The 21,492-nt window shown below is 73.8% G+C and carries 15 protein-coding genes; 2 read left to right on the top strand and 13 right to left on the bottom strand.

Going from position 1 to position 21,492, the window contains the following annotated elements:
• Positions 1–55 precede the first annotated feature (55 nt).
• On the top strand, positions 56–1,678 hold the full coding sequence (locus ABZ570_RS06400) for a metallophosphoesterase (protein ID WP_358057709.1): 1,623 nt from the start codon (positions 56–58) through the stop codon (positions 1,676–1,678).
• Positions 1,679–1,694: 16 nt separating this feature from the next.
• On the opposite strand, the gene ABZ570_RS06405 is transcribed toward ABZ570_RS06400, so the two are convergent.
• The 3 genes from ABZ570_RS06405 to ABZ570_RS06415 form a co-directional block, all read right to left on the bottom strand.
• Positions 1,695–4,052: a 1-deoxy-D-xylulose-5-phosphate synthase N-terminal domain-containing protein gene (locus tag ABZ570_RS06405; RefSeq protein ID WP_358057712.1), complete on the bottom strand. Its 2,358-nt coding sequence runs from the start codon at positions 4,050–4,052 to the stop codon at positions 1,695–1,697.
• A gap of 176 nt (positions 4,053–4,228) precedes the next feature.
• Positions 4,229–5,728 (bottom strand): Asp-tRNA(Asn)/Glu-tRNA(Gln) amidotransferase subunit GatB, encoded by a 1,500-nt coding sequence (gatB, locus tag ABZ570_RS06410; protein ID WP_358057715.1) that lies wholly within the window; start codon positions 5,726–5,728, stop codon positions 4,229–4,231.
• Between the two features lie 145 nt (positions 5,729–5,873).
• Positions 5,874–6,977 (bottom strand): hypothetical protein, encoded by a 1,104-nt coding sequence (locus ABZ570_RS06415; protein ID WP_358057718.1) that lies wholly within the window; start codon positions 6,975–6,977, stop codon positions 5,874–5,876.
• Between the two features lie 103 nt (positions 6,978–7,080).
• Here ABZ570_RS06415 and ABZ570_RS06420 point away from each other — a divergent pair, with 103 nt between their 5' ends.
• Positions 7,081–8,040 (top strand): helix-turn-helix domain-containing protein, encoded by a 960-nt coding sequence (locus tag ABZ570_RS06420; protein ID WP_358057721.1) that lies wholly within the window; start codon positions 7,081–7,083, stop codon positions 8,038–8,040.
• A gap of 39 nt (positions 8,041–8,079) precedes the next feature.
• Here ABZ570_RS06420 and ABZ570_RS06425 read toward each other — a convergent pair whose 3' ends face one another.
• From ABZ570_RS06425 to ABZ570_RS06470, 10 genes are all read right to left on the bottom strand, one after another.
• Positions 8,080–9,429, bottom strand: coding sequence for an Ig domain-containing protein (locus ABZ570_RS06425; RefSeq protein ID WP_358057724.1), 1,350 nt, complete (start codon positions 9,427–9,429; stop codon positions 8,080–8,082).
• 148 nt (positions 9,430–9,577) lie between these two features.
• Positions 9,578–11,053 (bottom strand): Asp-tRNA(Asn)/Glu-tRNA(Gln) amidotransferase subunit GatA, encoded by a 1,476-nt coding sequence (gatA, locus tag ABZ570_RS06430; RefSeq protein WP_358057727.1) that lies wholly within the window; start codon positions 11,051–11,053, stop codon positions 9,578–9,580.
• Complete coding sequence (gene gatC, locus ABZ570_RS06435; protein ID WP_091190253.1) at positions 11,050–11,355, bottom strand: Asp-tRNA(Asn)/Glu-tRNA(Gln) amidotransferase subunit GatC; 306 nt, start codon at positions 11,353–11,355, stop codon at positions 11,050–11,052. The genes gatA and gatC overlap by 4 nt, the downstream gene beginning before the upstream one ends.
• 70 nt (positions 11,356–11,425) lie before the next feature.
• Entirely contained in the window at positions 11,426–13,981 is a 2,556-nt protein-coding gene (locus ABZ570_RS06440; protein ID WP_358057731.1) for an EAL domain-containing protein, read from the bottom strand.
• 155 nt (positions 13,982–14,136) lie between these two features.
• Positions 14,137–16,272: an NAD-dependent DNA ligase LigA gene (ligA, locus tag ABZ570_RS06445; protein WP_358057853.1), complete on the bottom strand. Its 2,136-nt coding sequence runs from the start codon at positions 16,270–16,272 to the stop codon at positions 14,137–14,139.
• A 122-nt stretch (positions 16,273–16,394) separates the two neighbouring features.
• Complete coding sequence (locus ABZ570_RS06450; protein WP_358057733.1) at positions 16,395–17,408, bottom strand: ADP-ribosylglycohydrolase family protein; 1,014 nt, start codon at positions 17,406–17,408, stop codon at positions 16,395–16,397.
• A 31-nt stretch (positions 17,409–17,439) separates the two neighbouring features.
• Positions 17,440–17,808: a VOC family protein gene (locus tag ABZ570_RS06455; protein WP_358057736.1), complete on the bottom strand. Its 369-nt coding sequence runs from the start codon at positions 17,806–17,808 to the stop codon at positions 17,440–17,442.
• 37 nt (positions 17,809–17,845) lie between these two features.
• A complete protein-coding gene (locus ABZ570_RS06460) occupies positions 17,846–18,850 on the bottom strand; it encodes a methionine synthase (RefSeq protein WP_358057739.1) in 1,005 nt (334 codons plus the stop codon).
• A 303-nt stretch (positions 18,851–19,153) separates the two neighbouring features.
• Positions 19,154–20,227 (bottom strand): tRNA 2-thiouridine(34) synthase MnmA, encoded by a 1,074-nt coding sequence (mnmA, locus tag ABZ570_RS06465; protein ID WP_358057742.1) that lies wholly within the window; start codon positions 20,225–20,227, stop codon positions 19,154–19,156.
• A 38-nt stretch (positions 20,228–20,265) separates the two neighbouring features.
• Entirely contained in the window at positions 20,266–21,441 is a 1,176-nt protein-coding gene (locus tag ABZ570_RS06470; protein WP_358057745.1) for a cysteine desulfurase family protein, read from the bottom strand.
• Positions 21,442–21,492: the final 51 nt, after the last annotated feature.

The raw sequence follows: 21,492 nt of genomic DNA on the forward strand, positions 1-21,492 counted from the left end.
GACCCGGGCCCCCGGGTTTCCCAAGATCCCTCATTGGGCAGGTCAGGATTTGAACATGGACGGCCAGGAGAACGAGCAGCGCAGCACCGGGGACGAGGTCGCCCCGGAGAACGGCCGCGCCCGCCGCCGGGCGTTTCGAGGCCTGTGGGCGGGACGGTGGGGCACCGGGCTGCGCCGGCTCGGCGTGGTGCTGGCCGTGCTGGTGGTGACGCTGACCGGGATCGTCGTCGGCACGTACGCCGGTGGGCACCAGGGCACCGACATCGGGCCGTTCCGCGCGCAGCTCAGCCTGAGCCCGTCGCTGACCGGCGGCACCACCGTCGCCGTGCCGCCGCTCGGCTCGCTCCAGTTGGACAGCCATCAGGGGCCGGCCTACCTGACCGTGGAGCTGGGCTCGCTGGATCAGGGGCGTACCGAGGCGTTGCTGGACGACCCGGCGAGCATCAGCCGGGCCAGTCAGTCCGCCGTCGAGGACGTCCGCGCCGGGGTGCTGCGCCTCGGGTTCAAGACGCTCGCCTCGTCGGTGCTGGCCACCCTGCTGCTGGCTGGGCTGGCCTTCCGGGACACCCGCCGGACGGCCTGGGCCGGCGGCCTGGCGCTGGTGGTCACCGCGGGCAGCCTCGGGCTGGCCGCCGCCACCGTCCGCCCGCAGTCGATCGAGGAGCCCCGCTACGAGGGGCTGCTGGTCAACGCCCCCGCGATAGTCGGCGACGCGCGCCGGATCGCCAACGACTACACGAAGTACGCCGACCAGCTCCAGCGGCTGGTCGGGAACGTCAGCAAGCTCTACACCACCGTCTCGGCGCTGCCGGTGTACGAGCCGGCCCCCGGGACGACCCGGGTGCTGCACGTCTCCGACATGCACCTCAACCCGACCGGCTGGTCGCTGATCCGGACCATCGTCGAGCAGTTCGGCATCGACGTGGTGATCGACACCGGGGACATCACCGACTGGGGCAGCGAGCCGGAGGCGTCCTACGTCGGCTCGATCGGCCTGCTCAAGAAGCCGTACGTCTACATCCGCGGCAACCACGACTCGCCGCGCACCGCCGCGGCGGTGGCCCAGCAGCCGAACGCGATCGTGCTGGACAACTCGACGACGACCGTGTCGGGGCTGACCATCGCCGGCATCGGCGACCCGCGGTTCACCCCCGACAAGGAGACCTCGCCGGCCGGCAGCGGGCTGACCGCGCAGGTGGCCGACCAGATCATCGGCTCTGGTGAGCGGCTGGCCACCACGGTGCAGAACTCGCCGAACAAGGTGGACATCGCGCTGGTGCACGACCCGGCCTCGGCCGGGCCGCTCTCCGGCATCACCCCGCTGGTGCTGTCCGGGCACCTGCACGAGCGGCAGGTGCTCAAGCTGCCGCAGGTGCCGGGCAAGGATCCGACCACGCTGATGGTGGAGGGTTCCACCGGCGGTGCCGGGCTGCGCGGCCTGGAGGGCGAGAAGCCCACTCCGCTGACGATGACCGTGCTCTACTTCGACCAGCAGAAGATGCTCCAGGCGTACGACGAGATCACCGTGGGCGGCACCGGCCAGTCGCAGGTCAACCTGGAGCGGCACCTGATCAGGGAGCCGGCGAAGGGCGCCCAGGCGCCGGTCACCCCGACGCCCAGCCGGGGTGCGCCGGAATCGCCCACCCCGACCGGCCCCAGCCCCACCACGACCCGCTGAGCGACGGCACCCGCCGTCAGCGCAGTGAGAGCGCGGCGAGGGCGGCGTTGACGATGCTGCCGGGGAGCAGGTCGTGCAGCTCGTACAGCTCCCGGACGCTGCCGGACTGGCCGAACTCGTCCACCCCGAGCGGCACCGCCGGGGCGCCGAGGGCCGAGCCCAGCCAGGCCATCGCGTGCGAGGCGGCGTCGTGCACGGTCACCACCGGCACCCGGTCGACGAACGCCGACCGCAGCGCGCCGGGCACGCTCGGCACCGTCGCGGTCCGCACGCCCTGCCGCAGGGTCCGCTGCCAGGCCCGGTAGAGCCGGTCCAGGCTCGTCACGTCGACCACGTGCGCGGCGACGCCCTCCTCGGCCAGCTCCGCCGCGGCGGCGAGGACCTCGGGCAGCACCGCGCCGGAGGCGGCGAGCTGCACGACCGGGGCGTCCGCCAGGTGCGGGTACGCCTCGTGCGCGTCCACCAGCCGGTACGCCCCGGCGACCACCTGCCGGCGCAGCACCGCGTCGCCGAGCCGGGCCCGGGCCGCCTCGAACGGCGCCTGGTCGACGGGGCGGGTGCTGAGCCGGAAGTAGTATGCCCCGTCCTCGGCCGGCGCGGCGGTGGCGGCGGGCGCGGCTCCCCCGGCGATCTGACCGAGCGCGTCGCAGAGCAGCCAGTCGAGGCTGCCGGCGTACGCGGGCTCGAGGAAGGTGACGCCGGGCAGCTCCAGGCCGACGGAGGCGGTGATGGTGGACTGGTGGGCACCGCCCTCCGGGGCCAGGGTGATGCCGGACGGGGTGCCCGCCACCACGAAGCGGGAGCCGGAGTAGGTGCCGTAGAGGAAGGCGTCCAGGCCGCGCAGCACGAACGGGTCGTAGACCGTGCCGACCGGCAGCAGCGGCTGCCCGGACAGGTCCCACGACAGGCCGAGCTGGCCGAGCAGCAGGAACAGGTTCATCTCGGAGATGCCCAGCTCGATGTGCTGGCCCGACGGGCTCTCCGTCCAGCGCAGCATCCGGTCCTCCGTCCAGGACCGCTGCTCGGTGGGGGCGAAGACGCCGGTCTTGTTGATGAACCCGGCCAGGTTGGTCGAGGTGGCCACGTCCGGCGCGGTGGTGACCAGGTAGGGCGCCACCTGCGGGTCGCGGGCCAGGTCGACCAGCACCCGGCCGAAGACCTCCTGGGTGGAGACGGGCTTGTTCGCGCGTACCCTGGTGGTCTCCGGGACGGCGACCCCCAGCGCCCGCTCGCGCGGCGCGCGGGACAGCGCCTCCCGGCGCTCGCCGGCCCGGATCCCGGCCGGGGAGGCCGGGTCGAGGCGATCCCACTCGGTCTCGGCCGTCAGGCCGTGCGCGGCGCGCAGCGCGTCGACCTGCTCGGTGGTGAGCAGGGCGGAGTGGTTGCGCGGGTTGCCGGCGATGGGGAGCCCCCACCCCTTGACGGTGTACGCGAAGACCACGCTGGGCCGGTCGGTGACCGCGTCGCACTGGGCGTAGGCGTCGAGCAGCGCCTCGAGGTCGTGCCCGCCCAGGTCGGTGACGAGCGGACCCAGTTCGTCGTCGGGGAGGTCGGCCACGAAGGCGGACACCTCGGCCGGGGCGCCGTCGAGGAACTGCTTGCGCAGGGCCGGCCCGGCCAGCCCGAACAGCGACTGGTACTGCTCGTTCGGCATCCGGTCGATCCAGTCGCGCAGCGCCTCCCCGCCCGGCCGGGCGTACGCCTCGGCGAGCCGGCGGCCGTACTTGACCTCGACGACGTGCCAGCCGGCGGCCTCGAACTGGCCGCGCCACTGGTTGATCCGGATGCCCGGAACGACCCGGTCGAGGGACTGGCGGTTGAAGTCGACCAGCCACATCACGTTGCCCAGGCCGGTGGTGGCCGGGTCGGCGACGGCCTCCCAGATGTTGCCCTCGTCCAGTTCGGCGTCGCCGATGATGGCGACGAAGCGGGAGCGCGGCCGCTCGCCGAAGTGCGCGTCGACGTAGCGTCGGGTGGCCGCGGCGAACAGCGGAGCGGCGGCGCCCAGGCCCACCGAGCCGGTGGAGAAGTCGACCTCGTCCGGGTCCTTGGTCCGCGACGGGTACGACTGCAGACCGCCGCGCGCCCGCAGCTTCGGCAGGTACGACCGGTCCAGGTTGCCGAGCAGGTACTGGATGGCGTGGAAGACCGGCGAGGCGTGCGGCTTGACCGCGACCCGGTCCTCGCCGTTCAGGTGGGCGAACCAGAGCGCGGTCATCGCGGTGACCAGGGAGGCACTGGAGGCCTGGTGGCCCCCGACCTTCACCCCGTCGCCCGTGTTCCGGTCGTGGTTGGCCGCGTCCACGATCCTGGTGGCGAGCCAGAGCACCCGCCGCTGGATCTCGTCGAGGACGTCGAGGTCGTGCTGGTTCACGGTGACTCCATCCGGGCGTCGCCGTTGACGCCCACGCGAGGGGATGCGCGGATCGCGCGCGTACTCGAAGGATGCTCCGAAAGCCGCCGCCGGGTCACGACGGCGGCCTTCGCTGGAATGTGTTAGGAGGGGCCCCCTGCTACGCACCAGGCGTCAACAGGGCCCCTCCTTGCGGCTCAGCCCTGGACGCCGAGGCGCTCCAGGATAAGTTCGCGGACGGTCTTGGCGTCCGCCTGGCCGCGGGTGGTCTTCATGACCGCGCCGACCAGCGCGCCGGCCGCGGCGACCTTGCCGCCGCGGACCTTGTCGGCGACGTCCGGGTTGGCGGCGATCGCCTCGTCCACGGCGGCGGTGAGCGCGCCGGTGTCGGAGACCACCTCCAGGCCCCGGTTGGTCATGATCTCGGTCGGCGAGCCCTCGCCGGCCACCACGCCCTCCAGGACGGTACGCGCCAGCTTGTCGTTGAGCTTGCCGGCGTCGACCAGGCTCTGCAGCTCGGCGACCTGCGTCGGGGTGGCCCCGACGTCGGCCAGCTCCACGCCGGTCTCGTTGGCCCGCCGGGACAGCTCGCCCAGCCACCACTTACGGGCGGCGGCCGGGGAGGCCCCGGCGGCAACGGTGGCCTCGATCAGCTCGACCGCCCCGGCGTTGACGACCGACTGCATGTCCAGGTCGGACAGGCCCCAGTCCTGCTGGATCCGCTTGCGCCGCAGCCGCGGCAGCTCGGGCAGCGCGGCCTTCAGCCCGGCCACCCAGGCCGGGTCCGGCGCGAGCGGGACCAGATCCGGCTCCGGGAAGTAGCGGTAGTCGGTGGCGGTCTCCTTGGACCGGCCGGGCGTGGTGTCGCCGGTGTCCTCGTGGAAGTGCCGGGTCTCCTGGGTGATCTTGCCGCCGGCGTCGAGCACGGACGCCTGGCGCAGCATCTCCGAGCGGACCGCCCGCTCGACCGAGCGCAGCGAGTTGACGTTCTTGGTCTCGGTGCGGGTGCCCCACTCCTCGCCCGGCCGGTTCAGCGAGGTGTTGACGTCGCAGCGCAGCGAGCCCTCCTCCATCCGGACGTCGGAGACGCCCAGGGAACGGATCACGTCGCGCAGCTCGGTGACGTAGGCCCGGGCCACCTCCGGCGCGAGCGCACCGGTGCCGGGGATCGGCCTGGTGACGATCTCGACGAGCGGGATGCCGGCCCGGTTGTAGTCGACCAGCGACTCGGTCGCGCCGTGGATCCGGCCGGTGGCGCCGCCGACGTGCAGCGTCTTGCCGGTGTCCTCCTCCAGGTGCACCCGCTCGATGCCGATCCGCACCGTCTCACCGTTGACCTCGACGTCCAGGTAGCCGTCGACGCAGAGCGGCTCGTCGTACTGGCTGATCTGGAAGTTCTTCGGCATGTCCGGGTAGAAGTAGTTCTTCCGGGCGAACCGGCACCACTCGGCGATCGAGCAGTTCAGCGCGAGGCCGATCCGGATGGTCGCCTCGATGGCGGCCTTGTTGGCCACCGGCAGCGAGCCGGGCAGGCCCAGGCAGACCGGGCAGACCCGGGTGTTCGGATCGCCGCCGAAGTCCGTCGGGCAGCCGCAGAACATCTTGGTGTTCGTGCCCAGCTCGACGTGGGTCTCCAGGCCGATCACCGGTTCGTAGCGCGCGACGACCTCGTCGTACGCGGGCAGTGTCGTCGTCATCTGAGCTCCAGGCGCGATCCGGACGTAACCGTTCCAGCCTAATGGGGCTGCGTCCGGTCACCGCCCCCGGGCTTGCACCCGGGTCGGCGGCGGCCCGCCCGAGCACGATCCCGGGCGGGCGCCGCGGCCCACGCGGCGCGGCGGGTCAGCGCTCCTCGACCACGCCGAGGTACATCACCTGCGGATCGGCCGGGTTGAAGGCGACACCGGCGATCCCGTCGTGGGGGTTGTGCTGGGACGTCAGCCGGCCGGTCGACGCGTCGTACCGGTAGAGATCGGTGCCGTAGCCGCCGAACCAGGTGCCGTAGGCGAAGTACAGCACGTCCGGGTCGACCGGGCTCGGCCAGAGCGGGGTGCCGTTGACCAGGGCCGCCTGGGCGCCGTCGAGGACCGGCAGGAAGCTGCGGCCCCCGTCGGTGGAGCGCCAGATACGCCGGGCGGAGTTGTCGTTCCGGCTGACGTCGTAGCCCTCCAGCCAGATCGTCGACGGATCCGCCGGCGAGAAGGCCAGGGAGAAGCCGTTCGACCCCGGGGTGGCGCCGACTCCGGACGAGCGGGCCCAGCTGCGGCCGCCGTCAAACGTCACGTAGCTGCCGTGACCCATGGTGCCCACGACGAGGTGCTCCCGGTCGGCCGGATCGACGGCCGCCTTGTAGACGAACTCGTCCTGGCCGGGCGGCAGCCCCACGACGGTCCAGGTGACGCCGCCGTCGCCGGAGTCGTAGACCTGCCCGGCCTTGCTGACCGCCCGCAGGACCCGCCCGTCGGCCGCATCGACCGCCAGCCCGGCCACGCCGTCGCCCGGCACCGGGCCGTCGACCTTGGTGACCTGATCGCCCTGCACCCGGTAGATCGGCTGGTCGTTGATGCCGTACGCGTACGCGACCCCGTCCGGCCCGGCGGCCAGGTCGTAGGCCGCCAGGTTCTGCTCCGTGGCGGCGATCGGCTGCCAGCTGCAGCCCGCGTCGGTGGATCGCTGGATGGACTTCTTCGAGATGGCCACCAGGGTGTTGGGGGTGCTCAGCGCGGTGAGCTTGGGGTAGGCCACCGGGGTGAGGGGGGTCGTGGTGGGCGCCAGGAACACGCCGTCGGCGCGAGTGAACGTCACCGACCCGTCGCCCTGGACCACGCCGCACTGGGGGCGGTGCCAGCGGTCGGCTGCGGCGGCGGGGGCTGCGGTGGCGAGGTTGGCGGCACCGGCGGCCGTGACGGCCAGCACGAGTGCGCCGCTGAGTCGGGAGAAGATCATGAGGCATGTCTAGACGTGGGCATGCGCCGATCGCCACAGTTTCGGGTGTCCGAGCCCGGCCATGGCCGGTGTCGGACATCCCGCAAGGCGGGAAGGGGCTCGGATGTTCGAGTCGTTGGGCTTGACCCCGGTGGAAGAAGCGGTCTACCTGGCCCTGCTACGCCGACCCCAGTCGAGCGTGCCGGAGCTCACCCGACAGGTCGGGGAGAGCCTGCGGATGGTCCGGGCGGCCACCGAACGCCTGGAGGACCTCGGCTTCCTCAGCCGCCGGGTCGGCGCCGGCACCCGGCTGGTGGCGACCCGCCCGGACGTGGCCGTGAACGCCCTGGTCGTCCGACGCACCGAGGAGTTCGCCGCAGCCCGGCGGGCCGCCGAGCGGATGGCGGAGGAGTTCCCGCAGGACCTGCTGACCCGCCCCGACCAGCTGCTCGAGATCGTCACCGGCCGGGCGGCCGTCGAGGCCCAGTTCGTCCAGCTCACGCATGGCGTGATGAAGGAGCTGCTGGTCCTGGACCGCCCGCCGTACGCCCAGGAGGTGGCGTCCGCGAACGTCTCCGAGAACGAACTGCTCGGCCGGGACGCCACCGTGCGGGGGATCTACGCCCCGGAGGCCTTCGAGCTACCCGGCGCCTTCGAACAGGCGATGGCCTCCGTGGCCGCGGGCGAGCAGGCCCGGGTACACAGTGACGTGCCCCTCAAGCTGGCGATCGGCGACCGGTCCGTGGCGCTGCTGCCACTGGCCAGCGAACGGGCCGTCGACGCGGCGCTGGTGGTACGCGCGCCGATGCTCGTCTCAGCGCTGGTGAAGCTCTTCGAACTGCTCTGGATGCAGGCCACGCCGCTGCCGGCGTGGGACCCGGAGCGGCCCGCGACGGAGACCGACGAGCTGGATCTGCGGCTGCTGGGCCTGCTCGCGACCGGTCTCAAGGACGAGGCCATCGCCCGGGAACTCGGGGTGAGCGTACGCACCCTCGGGCGCCGCTCGTCCGCCCTGCTGGCCGCGCTCGGCGCCCGCACCCGATTCCAGGCCGGGTTGCAGGCCGGGCGCCGGGGCCTGGCCTGAACCCGCAGCGCCCGCCGTTACGACCCGCCTCGGCGGAGGTCACCCACCGGCCGTGAACCGCTGACGACGGAGGTGGAGCGCGAGGAGGACCATCCCACCGATGGCGATCGCGGCGACGCCCAGTAGCAGCATGGTGACCGGGTTCGATCCGGTGACCGGAAGCCCCGGCCCGGCGGTGGCCGACGGCGTCCCCGGGCTCGGCGTGCCCGGTGCCGGCGAGGTCGACGTCGGCGAGGGCGACGGCGAGGAGGGCGCGGCGTCGATGACGATGGTGACCTCGGCGGTGGCGCTCGTCGCGGTGCCGGCCGCCTTGACCGTGAAGGTGAAGCTGCCCTCGGCCTCCGGGGTGCCGCTGAGCACGCCGTCCGGGCCGAGGTTGAGACCGTCGGGCAGGTCACCGTCGGCCACACTGAACTTGATGTTGGAGTCGCCGGCGGCGGTGAATCGGAACGAGTACGCCTCGCCGACCGTGCCCTTGGGCGGCGCTCCGGACGTGATGGTGGCGGCCGGCTTGGCGATGACGACCGTGACGTCCTGCTCGGCGTAGAAGCCGTGCGCGTCGGTCAGCCGGATCCCGAACGAGTAGCTGCCCGTCGTCGTCGGCGTACCCGAGAGTGTCCCGGCCGACGCCAACGCCATCCCCGGCGGCAACGCACCCGCCCGCAGCGACGCGGCGTACGGCCCGGTGCCGCCGGAGGCCTTGAAGGTGTGCGTGGGGTACGGCTGCGCGGTGTACCAGGGTGAGGTGGGCACGCCGGAGGTGATGGTGATCGTGGGCGCCACCACCTTGACGGTGACGTCCTGCTCGGCGTAGAAGCCGTGCGCGTCGGTCATCCGGATCTCGAACGGGTAGCTGCCCGGCGTGGTCGGCGTACCCGAGAGCGTCCCCGCCGACGCCAACGCCATCCCCGGCGGCAACGCACCCGCCCGCAACGAGAGCGTGTACGGCGCGGTGCCACCCGACGCCGTGAACGTGTGCTCCGGATACGCCTCGTAGGCGGTCACCGACGAGGCGGGAGTGCCCGAGGTGATGGTGATGGTCGGCGCCACCACCTTGACGGTCACGGTTTGCTCGGCGAAGTCGCCGTTCGCATCCGTCATCCGGATCTCGAACGGGTACTCGCCCGGCGTGGTCGGCGTACCCGAGAGCGTCCCCGCCGACGCCAACGCCATCCCCGGCGGCAACGCACCCGCCCGCAACGAGAGCGTGTAGGGCGCCGTGCCACCCGACGCCGTGAACGTGTGCTCCGGATATTCCACGTAGGCGGTGACCGGGGAAGCCGGCGGACCGGAGGTGATGGTGATGGTCGCGGCGGCCGCCGGCTGCGCCGTGCCGAGGAGCACCACCATGAGCACCGAAAGAATCGCGATCGGCCGCAGCTTCTTCATCGCCCGTCCAGGAATTGAGTCACGGAAAGCGTGGTCACCAATGGAAGCAGACGCTATCCAATCAGGACCGGCGGCGAGGCGTAATGGACCGAACGGTGACCGCGTGTCGCCGTTCGCGGGGCGGCCGGCCGGCCGCCCCGCGAACGGGTCAGAGCGCGGGCGGGGTGAGGGTGCCGACCGCGGACTCCAGGGCGGCGGCGACCCGGTACATCCGGTCGTCGGCCATGGTCGGCGCCATGACCTGGAGACCGACCGGGAGCCCCTCGGAGAGGCCGCACGGGACCGAGATGGCCGGTCCGCCGTACAGGTTGGTCGGGATGGTGAACAGGTCGGCCAGGTACATCTGGTACGGGTCGGAGGTGCGCGCCCCGATCGGGAACGCCACGAACGGGGTGGTCGGCGAGATCAGCGCGTCCACCTGCTCGAACGCCGCGGTGAAGTCCCGGGTGATCAGGGTGCGGACCTTCTGCGCCTGCCCGTAGTAGGCGTCGTAGTAGCCCGAGGAGAGCGCGTAGGTGCCGATCATGATGCGCCGCTTGACCTCGGGGCCGAAGCCGGCCTCGCGGGTCAGCGACATGACCTCCTCCAGCGACCGGTTGCCGTCGTCGCCGACCCGCAGGCCGAACCGGACCCCGTCGAAGCGGGCCAGGTTGGAGGAGCACTCACTCGGCGCGATCAGGTAGTACGCCGGCAGCGCGTACCTGAAGTGCGGGCAGGAGACCTCGACGATCTCGGCGCCCAGCTTGGCCAGCGTCTCGACCGACTCGCGGAACGCGGCCATCACGCCCGGCTCGGCGCCCTCGCCGGTGAACTCGGTCACCACACCGAGCTTCACCCCGGTCAGGTCACCGGTCGCGCCGAGCCGCGCCGCACCGACCACGTCCGGCACCGGGGCCGGGATGGAGGTGGAGTCGCGTGGGTCGTGCCCGCCGATCACCTGGTGCAGCAGCGCGGCGTCCAGCACCGTACGGGCGCACGGGCCGGGGGTGTCCAGTGACGAGGAGAACGCGACCAGGCCGTAGCGGGAAGTGCCGCCGTACGTGGGCTTCGCGCCGACCGTGCCGGTGACCGCGCCCGGCTGGCGGATCGAGCCGCCGGTGTCCGAGCCGATCGACAGCGGCGCCTCGTACGCCGCGAGGGCCGCGGCGCTGCCACCGCCGGAGCCGCCCGGGATGCGGTCGAGGTCCCACGGGTTACGGGTCGGGCCGTACGCCGAGTATTCGGTGGAGGAGCCCATCGCGAACTCGTCCATGTTGGTCTTGCCGAGCATCACCGTGCCCGCGTCGCGCAGCCGCTGCACGATCGTCGAGTCGTACGGCGGGCGCCAGCCCTCCAGGATCTTCGAGCCGACGGTGGTCGGCACGCCCTTGGTGGTGAGCACGTCCTTCACGGCGACCGGCACGCCTGCGAGGGGGCCCAGCTCCGCGCCGGCGGCCCGGCGCTCGTCGACCGCGCGGGCGGCGGCCAGCGCGCCCTCGGTGTCGACGTGCAGGAAGGAGTGCACCCGGTCCTCGACGGCGGCGATCCGGTCCAGGTGGGCCCGGGTCACCTCGACCGCCGAGGTCTCGCCCTTCGCCACGAGCCCCGCGATCTCGGCTGCGCTCAGCTTGGTCAGGTCGGTCATGAAGCCACATCCTCGTCCAGGATCCGCGGGACGCGGAACCGCTGCTCCTCGGCGTCGGGCGCACCCGACAGCGCCTCCTGCGGGGTCAGCCCGGGCACCACCACGTCCTCGCGCAGGACGTTGGTCAGCGGCACCGAGTGGGAGGTCGGCGGGATGTCCGCCGCGGCGACCTCGCCGACCTGGGCGACCGACTGGAGGATCACGTCGAGCTGGCCGGCGAAGGTGTCCAGCTCCTCCTCGGTGACGGCGAGCCGCGACAGTCGCGCGAGGTGCGCGACCTCCTCGCGGGAGATGGCGGCCATGACGACCCCTTCCTGGCTGAGTGCTGCGTACCGACCTGCCGCGTGCCGCGCAGGTGGTGACGTGCCGAGTCTATGTGTCGGGCCCGCCGGCGGTGCCTCCGGCTCCCCGGCCCCCACCGTCGGCGTCGGCGGTCACCACGGGACGGACCGGGCGGTAGCGGGACAGCCAGGCGACCAGTTCGCCGGCCGGCATCGGCCGGGCGTGGAACCAGCCCTGGGCCACGTCGCAACCGGCGGCGTGCAGCAGCCGCCAGGTGCGCTCGTCCTCCACGCCCTCGGCCACCACGCGCAGCCCGAGCGCCCCGGCCAGCTCGATCATCGACCGGACGATCGCCGCGTCGTCCGGGTCCTCGGCCATGCCGAGGACGAACGACCGGTCCACCTTCACCTCGGACAGCGGCAGCCGGCGCAGGTGCTGCAGGGAGGAGTACCCGGTGCCGAAGTCGTCCAGCGCGATGCCGACGCCGATCCGGTGCAGCTGGGAGATGCTGGCCAGCACCCGTCGCGGGTCGGCCATCAGGGCCCCCTCGGTGATCTCCACCTGGAGCCGGTCCGGGGGTACGCCGTACCCGGCGAGCCGGTCGGCGATCTGGTCGGCGATCTCGCCCGTGTGCAGGTCCCGGACGCTGACGTTGAGCGCGGCCCGCAGGGTGAGGCCGGCCGCCGACCACTTGGCGAGCTGTTCCACGACGTCGTCCACCACCCGCCGGGTGAGCAGCCGCATCACCGCGCTCTGCTCGGCGACCTGGATCAGCTCGCCCGGATCGACCATGCCCCGGCGCGGGTGCCGCCAGCGCAGCAGCGCCTCGACCCCGACCACCTCGCCGGTGGCGATCTCGATCTGCGGCTGGTAGTACATCGTGATCTCGCCCGGGTCGCCGGCCGGATCGTCCGCGCCGCCGGCCGCCCGGGCCTCGGCCGCGCCGGGAAGCATCGTCGCGTTCGACGGGGCACCGCCGGTCGGTCCCTCGGGGTGGTCGTCGAACGCGGCCAGCGGTCGGTTCGCGTGGCCGACGCCGCCCGGCGGCGCGTCGGTGCCGACCGCCCGGGCGGCCCGGCGACGGATCGGGTCGGCGTTGGTGACGATCCGGTTGATCAGCTCGTCGTCGGGCGGCGCCTCGGCCCGTTCGCGCCGCCGCAGCCGCCACCGCCCCGCGCCCGCGCCCGCGCCCGGCCGGGCCGCGCCGCCGGCCCGGCCACCATTGCGGGGTACGCCGTCAGCCGGAGCCGGACCGGCCGGCCCGGTCAGGCCGGGGGCGGGCGCGAGAATGGCACCGTCGCCCCCGCGTACGGCGGACGGCGCCGCCACGGCGACGGCGGGCGTGGCCTCCAGGACGCGCCGCAGGTCGGCCAGGAGGCTGAGCCGCTCCGCCGAGTTGTGGTCGGACTCGGCCGCGTACACCGCCACCGTGTCGTTGCGGTGCTTGGCGTCGTACATGGCCACGTCGGCGTGGCGCATCAGGGTGGCGAAGTCCTCGCCGTGCTCGGGGAAGATCGCGATGCCGATCGAGCCGCCCACGTCCAGCGGCAGCCCGTCCAGCGGAACCGGCTCGGCGAGCGCGGCGACCACCCGGTCGGCCAGCTCACGCGCGTGGTCGGTGCCGGTGAGCCGGGGTACGACGATGGCGAACTCGTCGCCGCCGAGGCGGGCGACCAGGTCGCGCTCGCCCACCACGCCGGTCAGCCGGGCGCTCACCTCGACCAGCAGCCGGTCCCCCACCGCGTGCCCCAGCGCGTCGTTGACGTGCTTGAACCGGTCCAGGTCGAGCAGCAGCAGGGCCAGGTGGGCGTCCGGCTCGCCCCGGCCGGCCCGCTCGGCGTGCAGGTGCACCTGCTCGGCCACCTCGGCCAGCAGCGCCTTGCGGTTGGGCAGCCCGGTGAGCGGGTCGAGGGCGGCCAACTGCGCCTGCTCGGTGGAGAGCCGGGCCATCCGGTAGACGGCGAACAGCGGCACCAGCACCAGCGGGATCAGCGCGGCGCTGGCCCGGGCGGCGGCGACCAGCACCGGGGCGAGCAGCAGCAGCGAGCCGGTGGAGAGCAGCTCGTAGCCGAGGCCGAGTCGGACGTTGGGCCACCAGCGGTCGCCGAAGCGCAGCCGGATCGCGAAGCTGACCAGGACGTAGTTGACCACGAACCAGGCGACCGCGCCGCCACCCACCGCCGCCACGACCGTCCAGTGCAGCCGCCCGCCGTCGTACAGCTCGCCGGCGCCGAGCCGGGTGACCGCGTGCGCGGCGGCGAGCGCGCAGGCGTACTGGGCGGCGTTGAAGGCGGTCCGCCACGGGGCGTACCCCAGCCGCCAGCCGGAGACGGCGACCGCCACGGCCTGCACGGCGACCGCCGGGCCGAGCCCCCAGCCGAGCAGGATGGCGAAGGTGAAGCAGGTCGACGGGAAGACCGCCGAGGTATGCCGGCGGCCCGGTGGCACGAACGGTCGCGCGTCACAGGCGACGGCGAGCGCCGCCATGGTCCAGAACGCGGCCGGCATGCCGGGGAGCCGCTCGGGCAGCCCGGCCAGCGGACCGGCCGAGACGAGCACGGCCAGGACACCGACGGCGACGACGAAACCGAAGAACGGCGTACCCCGCCCGGGCGGCACGGAGTTTCGCGGATCGCCGGTCTCCATCGCACCTCCCGGGGACGCACCTGGCGTACACACGCCGTACGCCAATGAAACGCCCTCGGTGCCGGTTTCCCCGACACGACAGTCACGAATCGGTCGTAGTCGTAATTAAGTTGGTATACGCCGCACGCCCTGGCAAGGTCCACGCCCCGCCCGGGTCAGCCCTCGACGCGGGCCACCTCGCGGGCCGCCTCCGGGCCCGACTCCAGCAGCACCCGGAAGCCCTCCTCGTCGAGGACCGGCAGCTTCAGGCTGGCCGCCTTGTCGGCCTTGGACCCGGGATTGTCCCCCACCACGACGAAGCTGGTCTTCTTCGACACCGAGCCGGTGACCTTGCCGCCCCGGCTCTGGATCGCCTCGGACGCCTGGTCGCGGCTGAACCCGGCCAGCGTGCCGGTCACCACCACGGTCACCCCTTCGAGGGGGCGCGGCCCCTCCTCGCCGGCCTCCTCGGCCATCCGCACGCCGGCCTCGGCCCACTTGCGCACCACCTCGCGGTGCCAGTCGACGGCGAACCACTCCTTGATGCTGGCGGCGATGGTCGGGCCGACGCCGTCCACCGAGGACAGCTCCTCCTCGCTGGCCGCCTCGATCGCCTCGATCGAGCGGAAGTGCCGGGCGAGGGCCTGCGCCGCGGTCGGGCCGACGTGCCGGATGGAGAGCGCGACCAGCACCCGCCACAGGTCCCGCTCCTTGGCCACGGCCAGACTGTCCAGCAGCTTGCTGGCGTTGCTGCCCAGGCTGCCGTCCTTGTTGACGAAGAACGGCGAGCGGGCGAGCTGCTCGGCGTCGAGCTGGAACAGGTCACCCTCGTTGGTGATGATCTGCCCGTCCAGCAGCGCGGCGGCGCTCTTCTCGCCGAGCACCTCGATGTCGAGCACCTTGCGGTCGGCCAGGTAGGAGACCCGCTCGCGGATCTGGCCCGGGCAGGTGCGCGCGTTGGGACAGCGGATGTCGACGTCGCCCTCCTTGGCCGGCGCGAGCGGGGTGCCGCAGGCTGGACAGGTGGTGGGCATGACGAACGGCCGGGCGTCGGCGGGGCGCAGGTCGACCACCGGGCCGAGCACCTCGGGGATGACGTCGCCGGCCTTGCGCAGCACCACCGTGTCACCGATCAGCACGCCCTTGCGCTCGACCTCCTGAGCGTTGTGCAGGGTGGCCAGGGCGACCGTGGAGCCGGCCACGCGGACCGGCTCGAGGACGGCGAAGGGGGTGACCCGCCCGGTGCGCCCGACGTTGACGTCGATGTCGAGCAGCTTGGTGGTCACCTCCTCCGGCGGGTACTTGAAGGCGATCGCCCAGCGCGGCGCGCGGCTGGTGGAGCCGAGCCGCCCCTGGATCGAGACCGGGTCGACCTTGACCACCACGCCGTCGATCTCGTGCTCGACGTCGTGCCGGTGCTTGCCGTAGTAGGCGATGAATTCCGCCACCCCGGCCAGGTCCGGCACCACCCGCCAGCGGTCGCTGGTGGGCAGCCCCCACGCCTTGAGCGCCGCGTACGACTCGGACTGGGCGGACGGCTGGAACCCCCGGCGGGCGCCGATGCCGTGCACCACCAGGCGCAGCGGCCGGGAGGCGGTGATCCGCGGGTCCTTCTGCCGCAGGCTGCCGGCGGCGGCGTTGCGCGGGTTGGCGAACGGCGGCTTGCCCTGCTCGACCAGGCCGGCGTTGAGGTCGGCGAACGCGGCGACCGGGAAGTAGATCTCGCCGCGCACCTCGAGGAACTCCGGCACGTCCGGGAAGTCGTCGGCGGGGGTCAGCCGGGCCGGCACGTCCTTGATGCTGCGGACGTTGGCGGTGACGTCCTCGCCGGTGCGCCCGTCGCCCCGGGTGGCGGCCCGGACCAGCCGGCCCTTCTCGTAGGTGAGGTTGATCGCCAGGCCGTCGACCTTCAGCTCACAGAGGTAGGGCACCGGGCCGCCGGCGTCCCGCTCGACCCGCTCGGCCCAGGCGGCCAGCTCCTCGTCGGCGAAGGCATTGTCCAGCGAGAGCATCCGCTCGGCGTGGGTGACCGGGGTGAAGTCGGTGGAGAAGGTGCCGCCGACCCGCTGGGTGGGCGAGTCGGGGGTGCGCAGCGCCGGATACTCCGCCTCGAGCGCCTCCAGCTCACGCAGCTGCCGGTCGAACTCGGCGTCGGAGATGGTCGGCGCGTCGAGCACGTAGTAGCGGTACTGGTGGTCGGTGAGCTCCTGGCTCAGCGTGGCGTGCCGCTCCCGTGCCTCCGGGGTCGGCTCCGCGCCCGCCGCCGCCTCCTGCGCGGCGCTGACCGTCTGGGGAACCGCGTCCTCGGACACACTGGCGCTGTCGGACACCGCTTTCGACCTCCCGTGATCGTGCTACCTCCGCACGGTAGCGGGCGGGGCTGACAATCGTCCCACTACCCACCATGAGCTGGGCGTGGGCGCCGCCGAGCGGGTCAGTCGTGGGGGCTCGCGAGGGTGGACAGCTGGTCGGCGTACTCGATCCGGGTGGACCAGTCGGCGGGCCAGGCGGACATGCCGTGGGCGGCGCCGACGAACGCACCGGCCAGGGCGGCGATCGAGTCCGAGTCGCCGGCCGTGGTGGCGCCCCGGGCCAGCGCGCCGACCGGGTCGTCGGCGTGCCGCAGCGCGCAGAGCAACGCGGTGGCCAGGGCCTCCTCGGCGATCCAGCCCTTGCCGGTGAGCCGGCACGGATCGGCGCCGTCGTCCGGTCCGGCCAGGGCCGCGTCGAGCCGGTCGAGCACCCGCAGGCACTCGTCCCAGCCGCGGGCGATGAACTCCTCCGGCGTCGCCTCGCCGGGGCGCTGCCACAGGTCGCCGAGCCAGTCGGCCCGGTAGACCGTGCGCTGCTCCCGAGCCCGCCCGGCGAGCAGGGCGGGCAGTTCGGCGAGCGCGGCGCCGTCGCGCAGCAGCCGGACGGCGTACGCGGTCAGCTCGCTGGCGGCCAGACCGGTCGGGTGGCCGTGGGTCAGGCCGGCCTGGAGCTGGGCCAGCCCGGCGAGCGTGTCGAGGTCGACGTCGAGCAGCCCGACCGGGGTGACCCGCATGTTCGCCCCGCAGCCCTTCGAGCCGGCGACCGTCGCCTCCTGCCAGCGGATCCCCCGGCTCAGCTCGGCGCAGGCCCGCAGGCAGGTCATCCCCGGGGCGCGGTTGTTGTCCGGGCTGACCGACCAGTCGAGGAACCGCCGCCGCAGCAGCGGCTCCACCACCTCCGGCGCGTACGCGGGCGCGTCGTGCAGCGCCCAGGCCACCGCAAGGGCCATCTGGGTGTCGTCGGTGACCAGCACCGGGTCGCCGGTCAGCTCCCGGGGGCCGGAGGGGCCGTAGCGGCGGACGATCTCGGCGACGGTGAGGAACTCGGTGGGCTTGCCCAGGGCGTCACCGTAGGCGAGGCCGAAGAGCGAACCGGAGGCGCGGCGCGGCGAAGAGTCGATCACGGTGGCGATCATGCACCGCCGGCGCAAGCCACGCCGCCTGCGGTCAGTCCCAGCAGAGGCAGAACGGGTGGCCGGCCGGGTCGGCGTAGACCCGGAAGCCGTCACCCTCGCCGGGCAGCCGGCGCGCGCCCAGGGCCAGCGCCGCCTTCTCCGCCGCCTCGATGTCGTCCACCGTCACGTCCAGGTGGAACTGCTGCGGCCGGTCCGGATCGGGCCAGTCCGGTGCGCGCAGGTCGAGGGCCTTCTGAAAGGCGACCCGGGGCTGGTGCCCCGGCGGACCGCCGAGCACCACCCAGTCGTCGCCGTCGGAGTTGTCCTCGATCAGCGGCAGTCCGAGCAGCTCGGCGTAGAAGCCGGCCAGGGCGCGCGGATCGGGGCAGTCGATGACCACGGAACGCAGCTGTCCAATCATGCCGGTCATCCTGCCCGAGGGGTACGACGGAAAACCCTCACTCCTCGTGGAGCCGTCGGCCGGCGTCCCGGCAGGCGGTGAGGACCGCCCGGGCGTACGCCGGGGTGGCTCCCGCCAGGCCGCAGGCGGGGGTGACCACCACCTGCTCGGCGAGCCGGCGGCGGGGGAAGCCGAGCTGATCCCAGAGCTGGCGTACCCGGTCGGCGACCTGGGCCGAGGTCGGCGCGCGACCGCTGGACGGGGGCAGCGCGGGCGCGGCGCCCGCCAGCAGCCCGAGCCCCGCGTCGATCGCCTCGCCGAGCGGATCCAGGTCGGTGACCTGGCCGAGGTCGAGGGCGACGCCGGCGGCCCCGGCGGTCCGGATCAGCGCCAGCGGTACGTCGGGCGCGCAGCAGTGCACCACGGTCGGCACCCCGGCCGCCTCGATCACATCGCGCAGCAGTGTCCGGGCGACCTCCGGCTCCACCGCCCGGTGGGTGCCGAAGCCACTTTCGGTGGGTACCCGGCCGGCCAGCACCGCCGGCAGGGACGGCTCGTCGAGCTGGAGCAGCACCGACGCGCGGGGCAGCCGGCGGCCGACCGCCTCGACGTGCCCGCGCAGCCCCTCCGCGAGCGAGCCGGCGAGGTCCCGGACCGCGCCCGGGTCGCGGAGCAGCCGGCCGCCGATCGGCAGCTCCAGCGAGGCGGCCAGGGTGAACGGGCCGGCCGCCTGCACCTTCACCGGGCCGGCGTACTCCTCGGCCTGCTCGGCGAGCTGGTCGAGGTCGCGTTCCATCAGGTCACGGGCGCGGCGCAGGTCCCTGCCGGGGCGGAGGGCGATCCGCCAGCGGGCCGCGTACAGCTCGACCGGCAGCTCGACGAGGAGGCCTCCGGTCCGGCCGATCAGGTCGGCGCCCGGCCCCCGGGCGGGCAGCTCCGGCAGGTGCGGCAGGGCGGGCAGCTCGCCGAGCACGATTCGCTGCGCCTCGGCGATGTCGGTGCCGGGCAGCGAACCGATGCCGGTCGCCGCCCCGGCGGGCCAGGGCCAGGGCTGATCAGTCACCGCCGCAGACTATCCGCTGCCGGGCCCGCTCCCGGCATCGGCCGCGAGAGAAGGTACGTCGCGGCTGCCCGCCGTCCGCGCACCCGGGCACGGCTCCGGCAGCCGCTGTGGAGCTGACATCACAACCGACCCGCCGTCACCTCACCCGGCCGGCGGCAGCGCCACCAACCGCGACAGCGGCAGCTGCCGCTGAATCGTCTGCGACGTCAGCTCCAAAGGCGCCGAGGAACAGGGTCGCCTCCCCCGACGCGGGACGCGGAAGGGCGTGCCGAAGGTGGAAACGGGCGGCGCAGCGGCCGGTCGTCAGCCGGTGATGGTGGCGGAGCCGAGCACGAGGTCGCCGGCCGGGTCCGGTCGGTACGCCACGATCGCCTGGCCGGCCGCGACCCCGCGGACCGGGCGGCGCAGCTCGGCGTGCAGCCCGTCGGCGTCCAGCGACACGGTCGCCGGCACCACGTCGCCGTGCGCCCGCAACTGCACCTCGCACTCCACCGGCCCGGTGGGCCGCTCGCCGCCGGTCCAGACCGGGCGGGTGGCGTGGACCTGCCCGACTTCCAACGCCTCGGCCGGGCCGACCACCACGGTGTTGGTCTTCGGGGTGATGGAGAGGACGTAGCGGGGGCGACCGTCCGGGGCGGGTCGCTCCAGGTGCAGGCCGCGCCGCTGCCCGACGGTGTACTGGTACGCGCCGGTGTGGCTGCCGACCACCGCGCCGGTGAGCGCGTCGACCACGTCGCCCGGGGCCTCGCCGAGGCGCTGGGCGAGGAAGCCGCGGGTGTCGCCGTCGGCGATGAAGCAGATGTCGTGCGAATCCGGCTTGTCGGCCACCGCGAGGCCGCGCCGGGCGGCCTCCGCGCGCACCTCGGCCTTGGTGGAGTCGCCGAGCGGAAAGATCGACCGGTCGAGCTGCTCGCGGGTCAGCACCGCGAGCACGTACGACTGGTCCTTGGCCAGGTCGACGCTGCGCCGCAGCAGGCCGTCGGGGCCGAGGCGGGCGTGGTGACCGGTGACCACGGCGTCGAAGCCGAGGGCCACGGCCCGGTCCAGCACCGCCGAAAACTTGATCTTTTCATTGCAGCGCAGGCACGGGTTCGGGGTACGACCGGCCGCGTACTCGGCGACGAAGTCGTCCACCACGTCCTCGTGGAACCGGTCGGCCATGTCCCAGACGTAGAACGGGATGCCGATCACGTCGGCGGCCCGGCGCGCGTCCCGGGAGTCCTCCAGGGTGCAGCAGCCGCGGGCACCAGTGCGGTAGGTCTGCGGGTTGCGCGCCAGTGCCAGGTGCACACCGGTCACGTCGTGCCCGGCCTCCACCGCCCGCGCCGCCGCCACGGCGGAGTCCACCCCGCCCGACATCGCCGCCAGAACCCTCACCGGCCCCACTCCCCTCGTCCTCACCGAGGGTATCCGGATCAGCGGGGGGCGCGGAGGGCGGCCGCGCGCCGGGCCCGCTCCACCGCGCCGGGCAGCGCGGCGATGAGGGCGTCGACGTCCGCCCGGGTGCTGGTGTAGCCCAGGGTGAACCGCAGCGACGAGCGGGCCCGGTCGTCGTCGGCGCCCATCGCGAGCAGCACGTGCGAGGGCTGGGCCACCCCGGCGGAGCAGGCCGAGCCGGTCGAGCAGGCGATGCCCTGGGCGTCGAGGAGGAGCAGCAGCGCGTCCCCCTCGCAGCCGGGGAAGGAGAAGTGCGCGTTGCCGGGCAGCCGGTCGACCGGATCGCCGTTGAAGACCACCTCGGGGACCGCCTGCCGGACCCGCTCCACCAGTTCGTCGCGGAGCGCGGCGACCCGGGTGGCGTACTCCTGCTGGCCCTTCACCGCGGCCTCCACGGCGACCGCGAAGGCCACGATGCCGGCCGTGTCGAGGGTGCCGGAGCGCACGTCGCGCTCCTGGCCGCCGCCGTGCAGCAGCGGGGTGGCGGCGACGTCCCGGGCCAGCAGCAGGGCGCCGACCCCGGTCGGGCCGCCGAGCTTGTGCCCGGTGACGGTGAGCGCGGAGACGCCGCTCGCGGCGAAGTCGACCGGCACCTGGCCGACCGCCTGGACGGCGTCGGTGTGGAACGGCACGCCGTGCTCGGCGGCGATCGCGGCCAGCTCGGCCACCGGCTGGACGGTGCCCACCTCGTTGTTGGCCCACATGGCGGTGATCAGGGCCACCCGGTCGCCGTGCGTGGTCAGCTCGGCGCGGAGCCGCTCGGGGTCGAGCCGGCCGGTGGCGTCGACGGGCAGCCAGCCGACCTCGGCACCCTCGTGCCGGGCCAGCCAGTCCACCGTGTCCAGCACCGCGTGGTGCTCGACGGCGCTGGAGACCACCCGGGTGCGGGCGGCGCGGGCGGCGCGGCGGGCCCAGAAGACGCCCTTGACGGCGAGGTTGTCGCTCTCCGTACCGCCCCCGGTGAAGATCACCTCGGAGGGCCGGGCCCCGAGCACGGCGGCCACCCGTTCGCGGGACTCCTCCACCCGCCGCCGGGCGAGCCGGCCCGCCGCGTGCAGCGACGACGGGTTGCCCACCTCGCGGGCCGTGGCGACGTACGCCTCGAGTGCCTCGTCGAGCATCGGGGTCGTCGCCGCATGATCCAGGTATGCCATCGGTGTTCAGCCTAACGGCCGGCCGCCGTCGCGCCGGGTGCCGGATCACCT

Origin of the sequence: Micromonospora sp. NPDC007271, from assembly GCF_040634005.1 — a bacterium.
GTDB lineage: Bacteria > Actinomycetota > Actinomycetes > Mycobacteriales > Micromonosporaceae > Micromonospora.

Bases quoted from the DNA above. Each gene is read 5' to 3' on its own strand.
- ABZ570_RS06425 (WP_358057724.1), bottom strand. From the start codon at position 9,429: ATGAAGAAGCTGCGGCCGATCGCGATTCTTTCGGTGCTCATGGTGGTG.
- ABZ570_RS06470 (WP_358057745.1), bottom strand. From the start codon at position 21,441: ATGGCATACCTGGATCATGCGGCGACGACCCCGATGCTCGACGAGGCA.
- ABZ570_RS06420 (WP_358057721.1), top strand. From the start codon at position 7,081: ATGTTCGAGTCGTTGGGCTTGACCCCGGTGGAAGAAGCGGTCTACCTG.
- gatC (WP_091190253.1), bottom strand. From the start codon at position 11,355: ATGGCCGCCATCTCCCGCGAGGAGGTCGCGCACCTCGCGCGACTGTCG.
- gatA (WP_358057727.1), bottom strand. From the start codon at position 11,053: ATGACCGACCTGACCAAGCTGAGCGCAGCCGAGATCGCGGGGCTCGTG.
- ABZ570_RS06455 (WP_358057736.1), bottom strand. From the start codon at position 17,808: ATGATTGGACAGCTGCGTTCCGTGGTCATCGACTGCCCCGATCCGCGC.
- gatB (WP_358057715.1), bottom strand. From the start codon at position 5,728: ATGACGACGACACTGCCCGCGTACGACGAGGTCGTCGCGCGCTACGAA.
- ABZ570_RS06440 (WP_358057731.1), bottom strand. From the start codon at position 13,981: ATGGAGACCGGCGATCCGCGAAACTCCGTGCCGCCCGGGCGGGGTACG.
- ABZ570_RS06450 (WP_358057733.1), bottom strand. From the start codon at position 17,408: ATGATCGCCACCGTGATCGACTCTTCGCCGCGCCGCGCCTCCGGTTCG.
- ABZ570_RS06415 (WP_358057718.1), bottom strand. From the start codon at position 6,977: ATGATCTTCTCCCGACTCAGCGGCGCACTCGTGCTGGCCGTCACGGCC.
- ABZ570_RS06400 (WP_358057709.1), top strand. From the start codon at position 56: ATGGACGGCCAGGAGAACGAGCAGCGCAGCACCGGGGACGAGGTCGCC.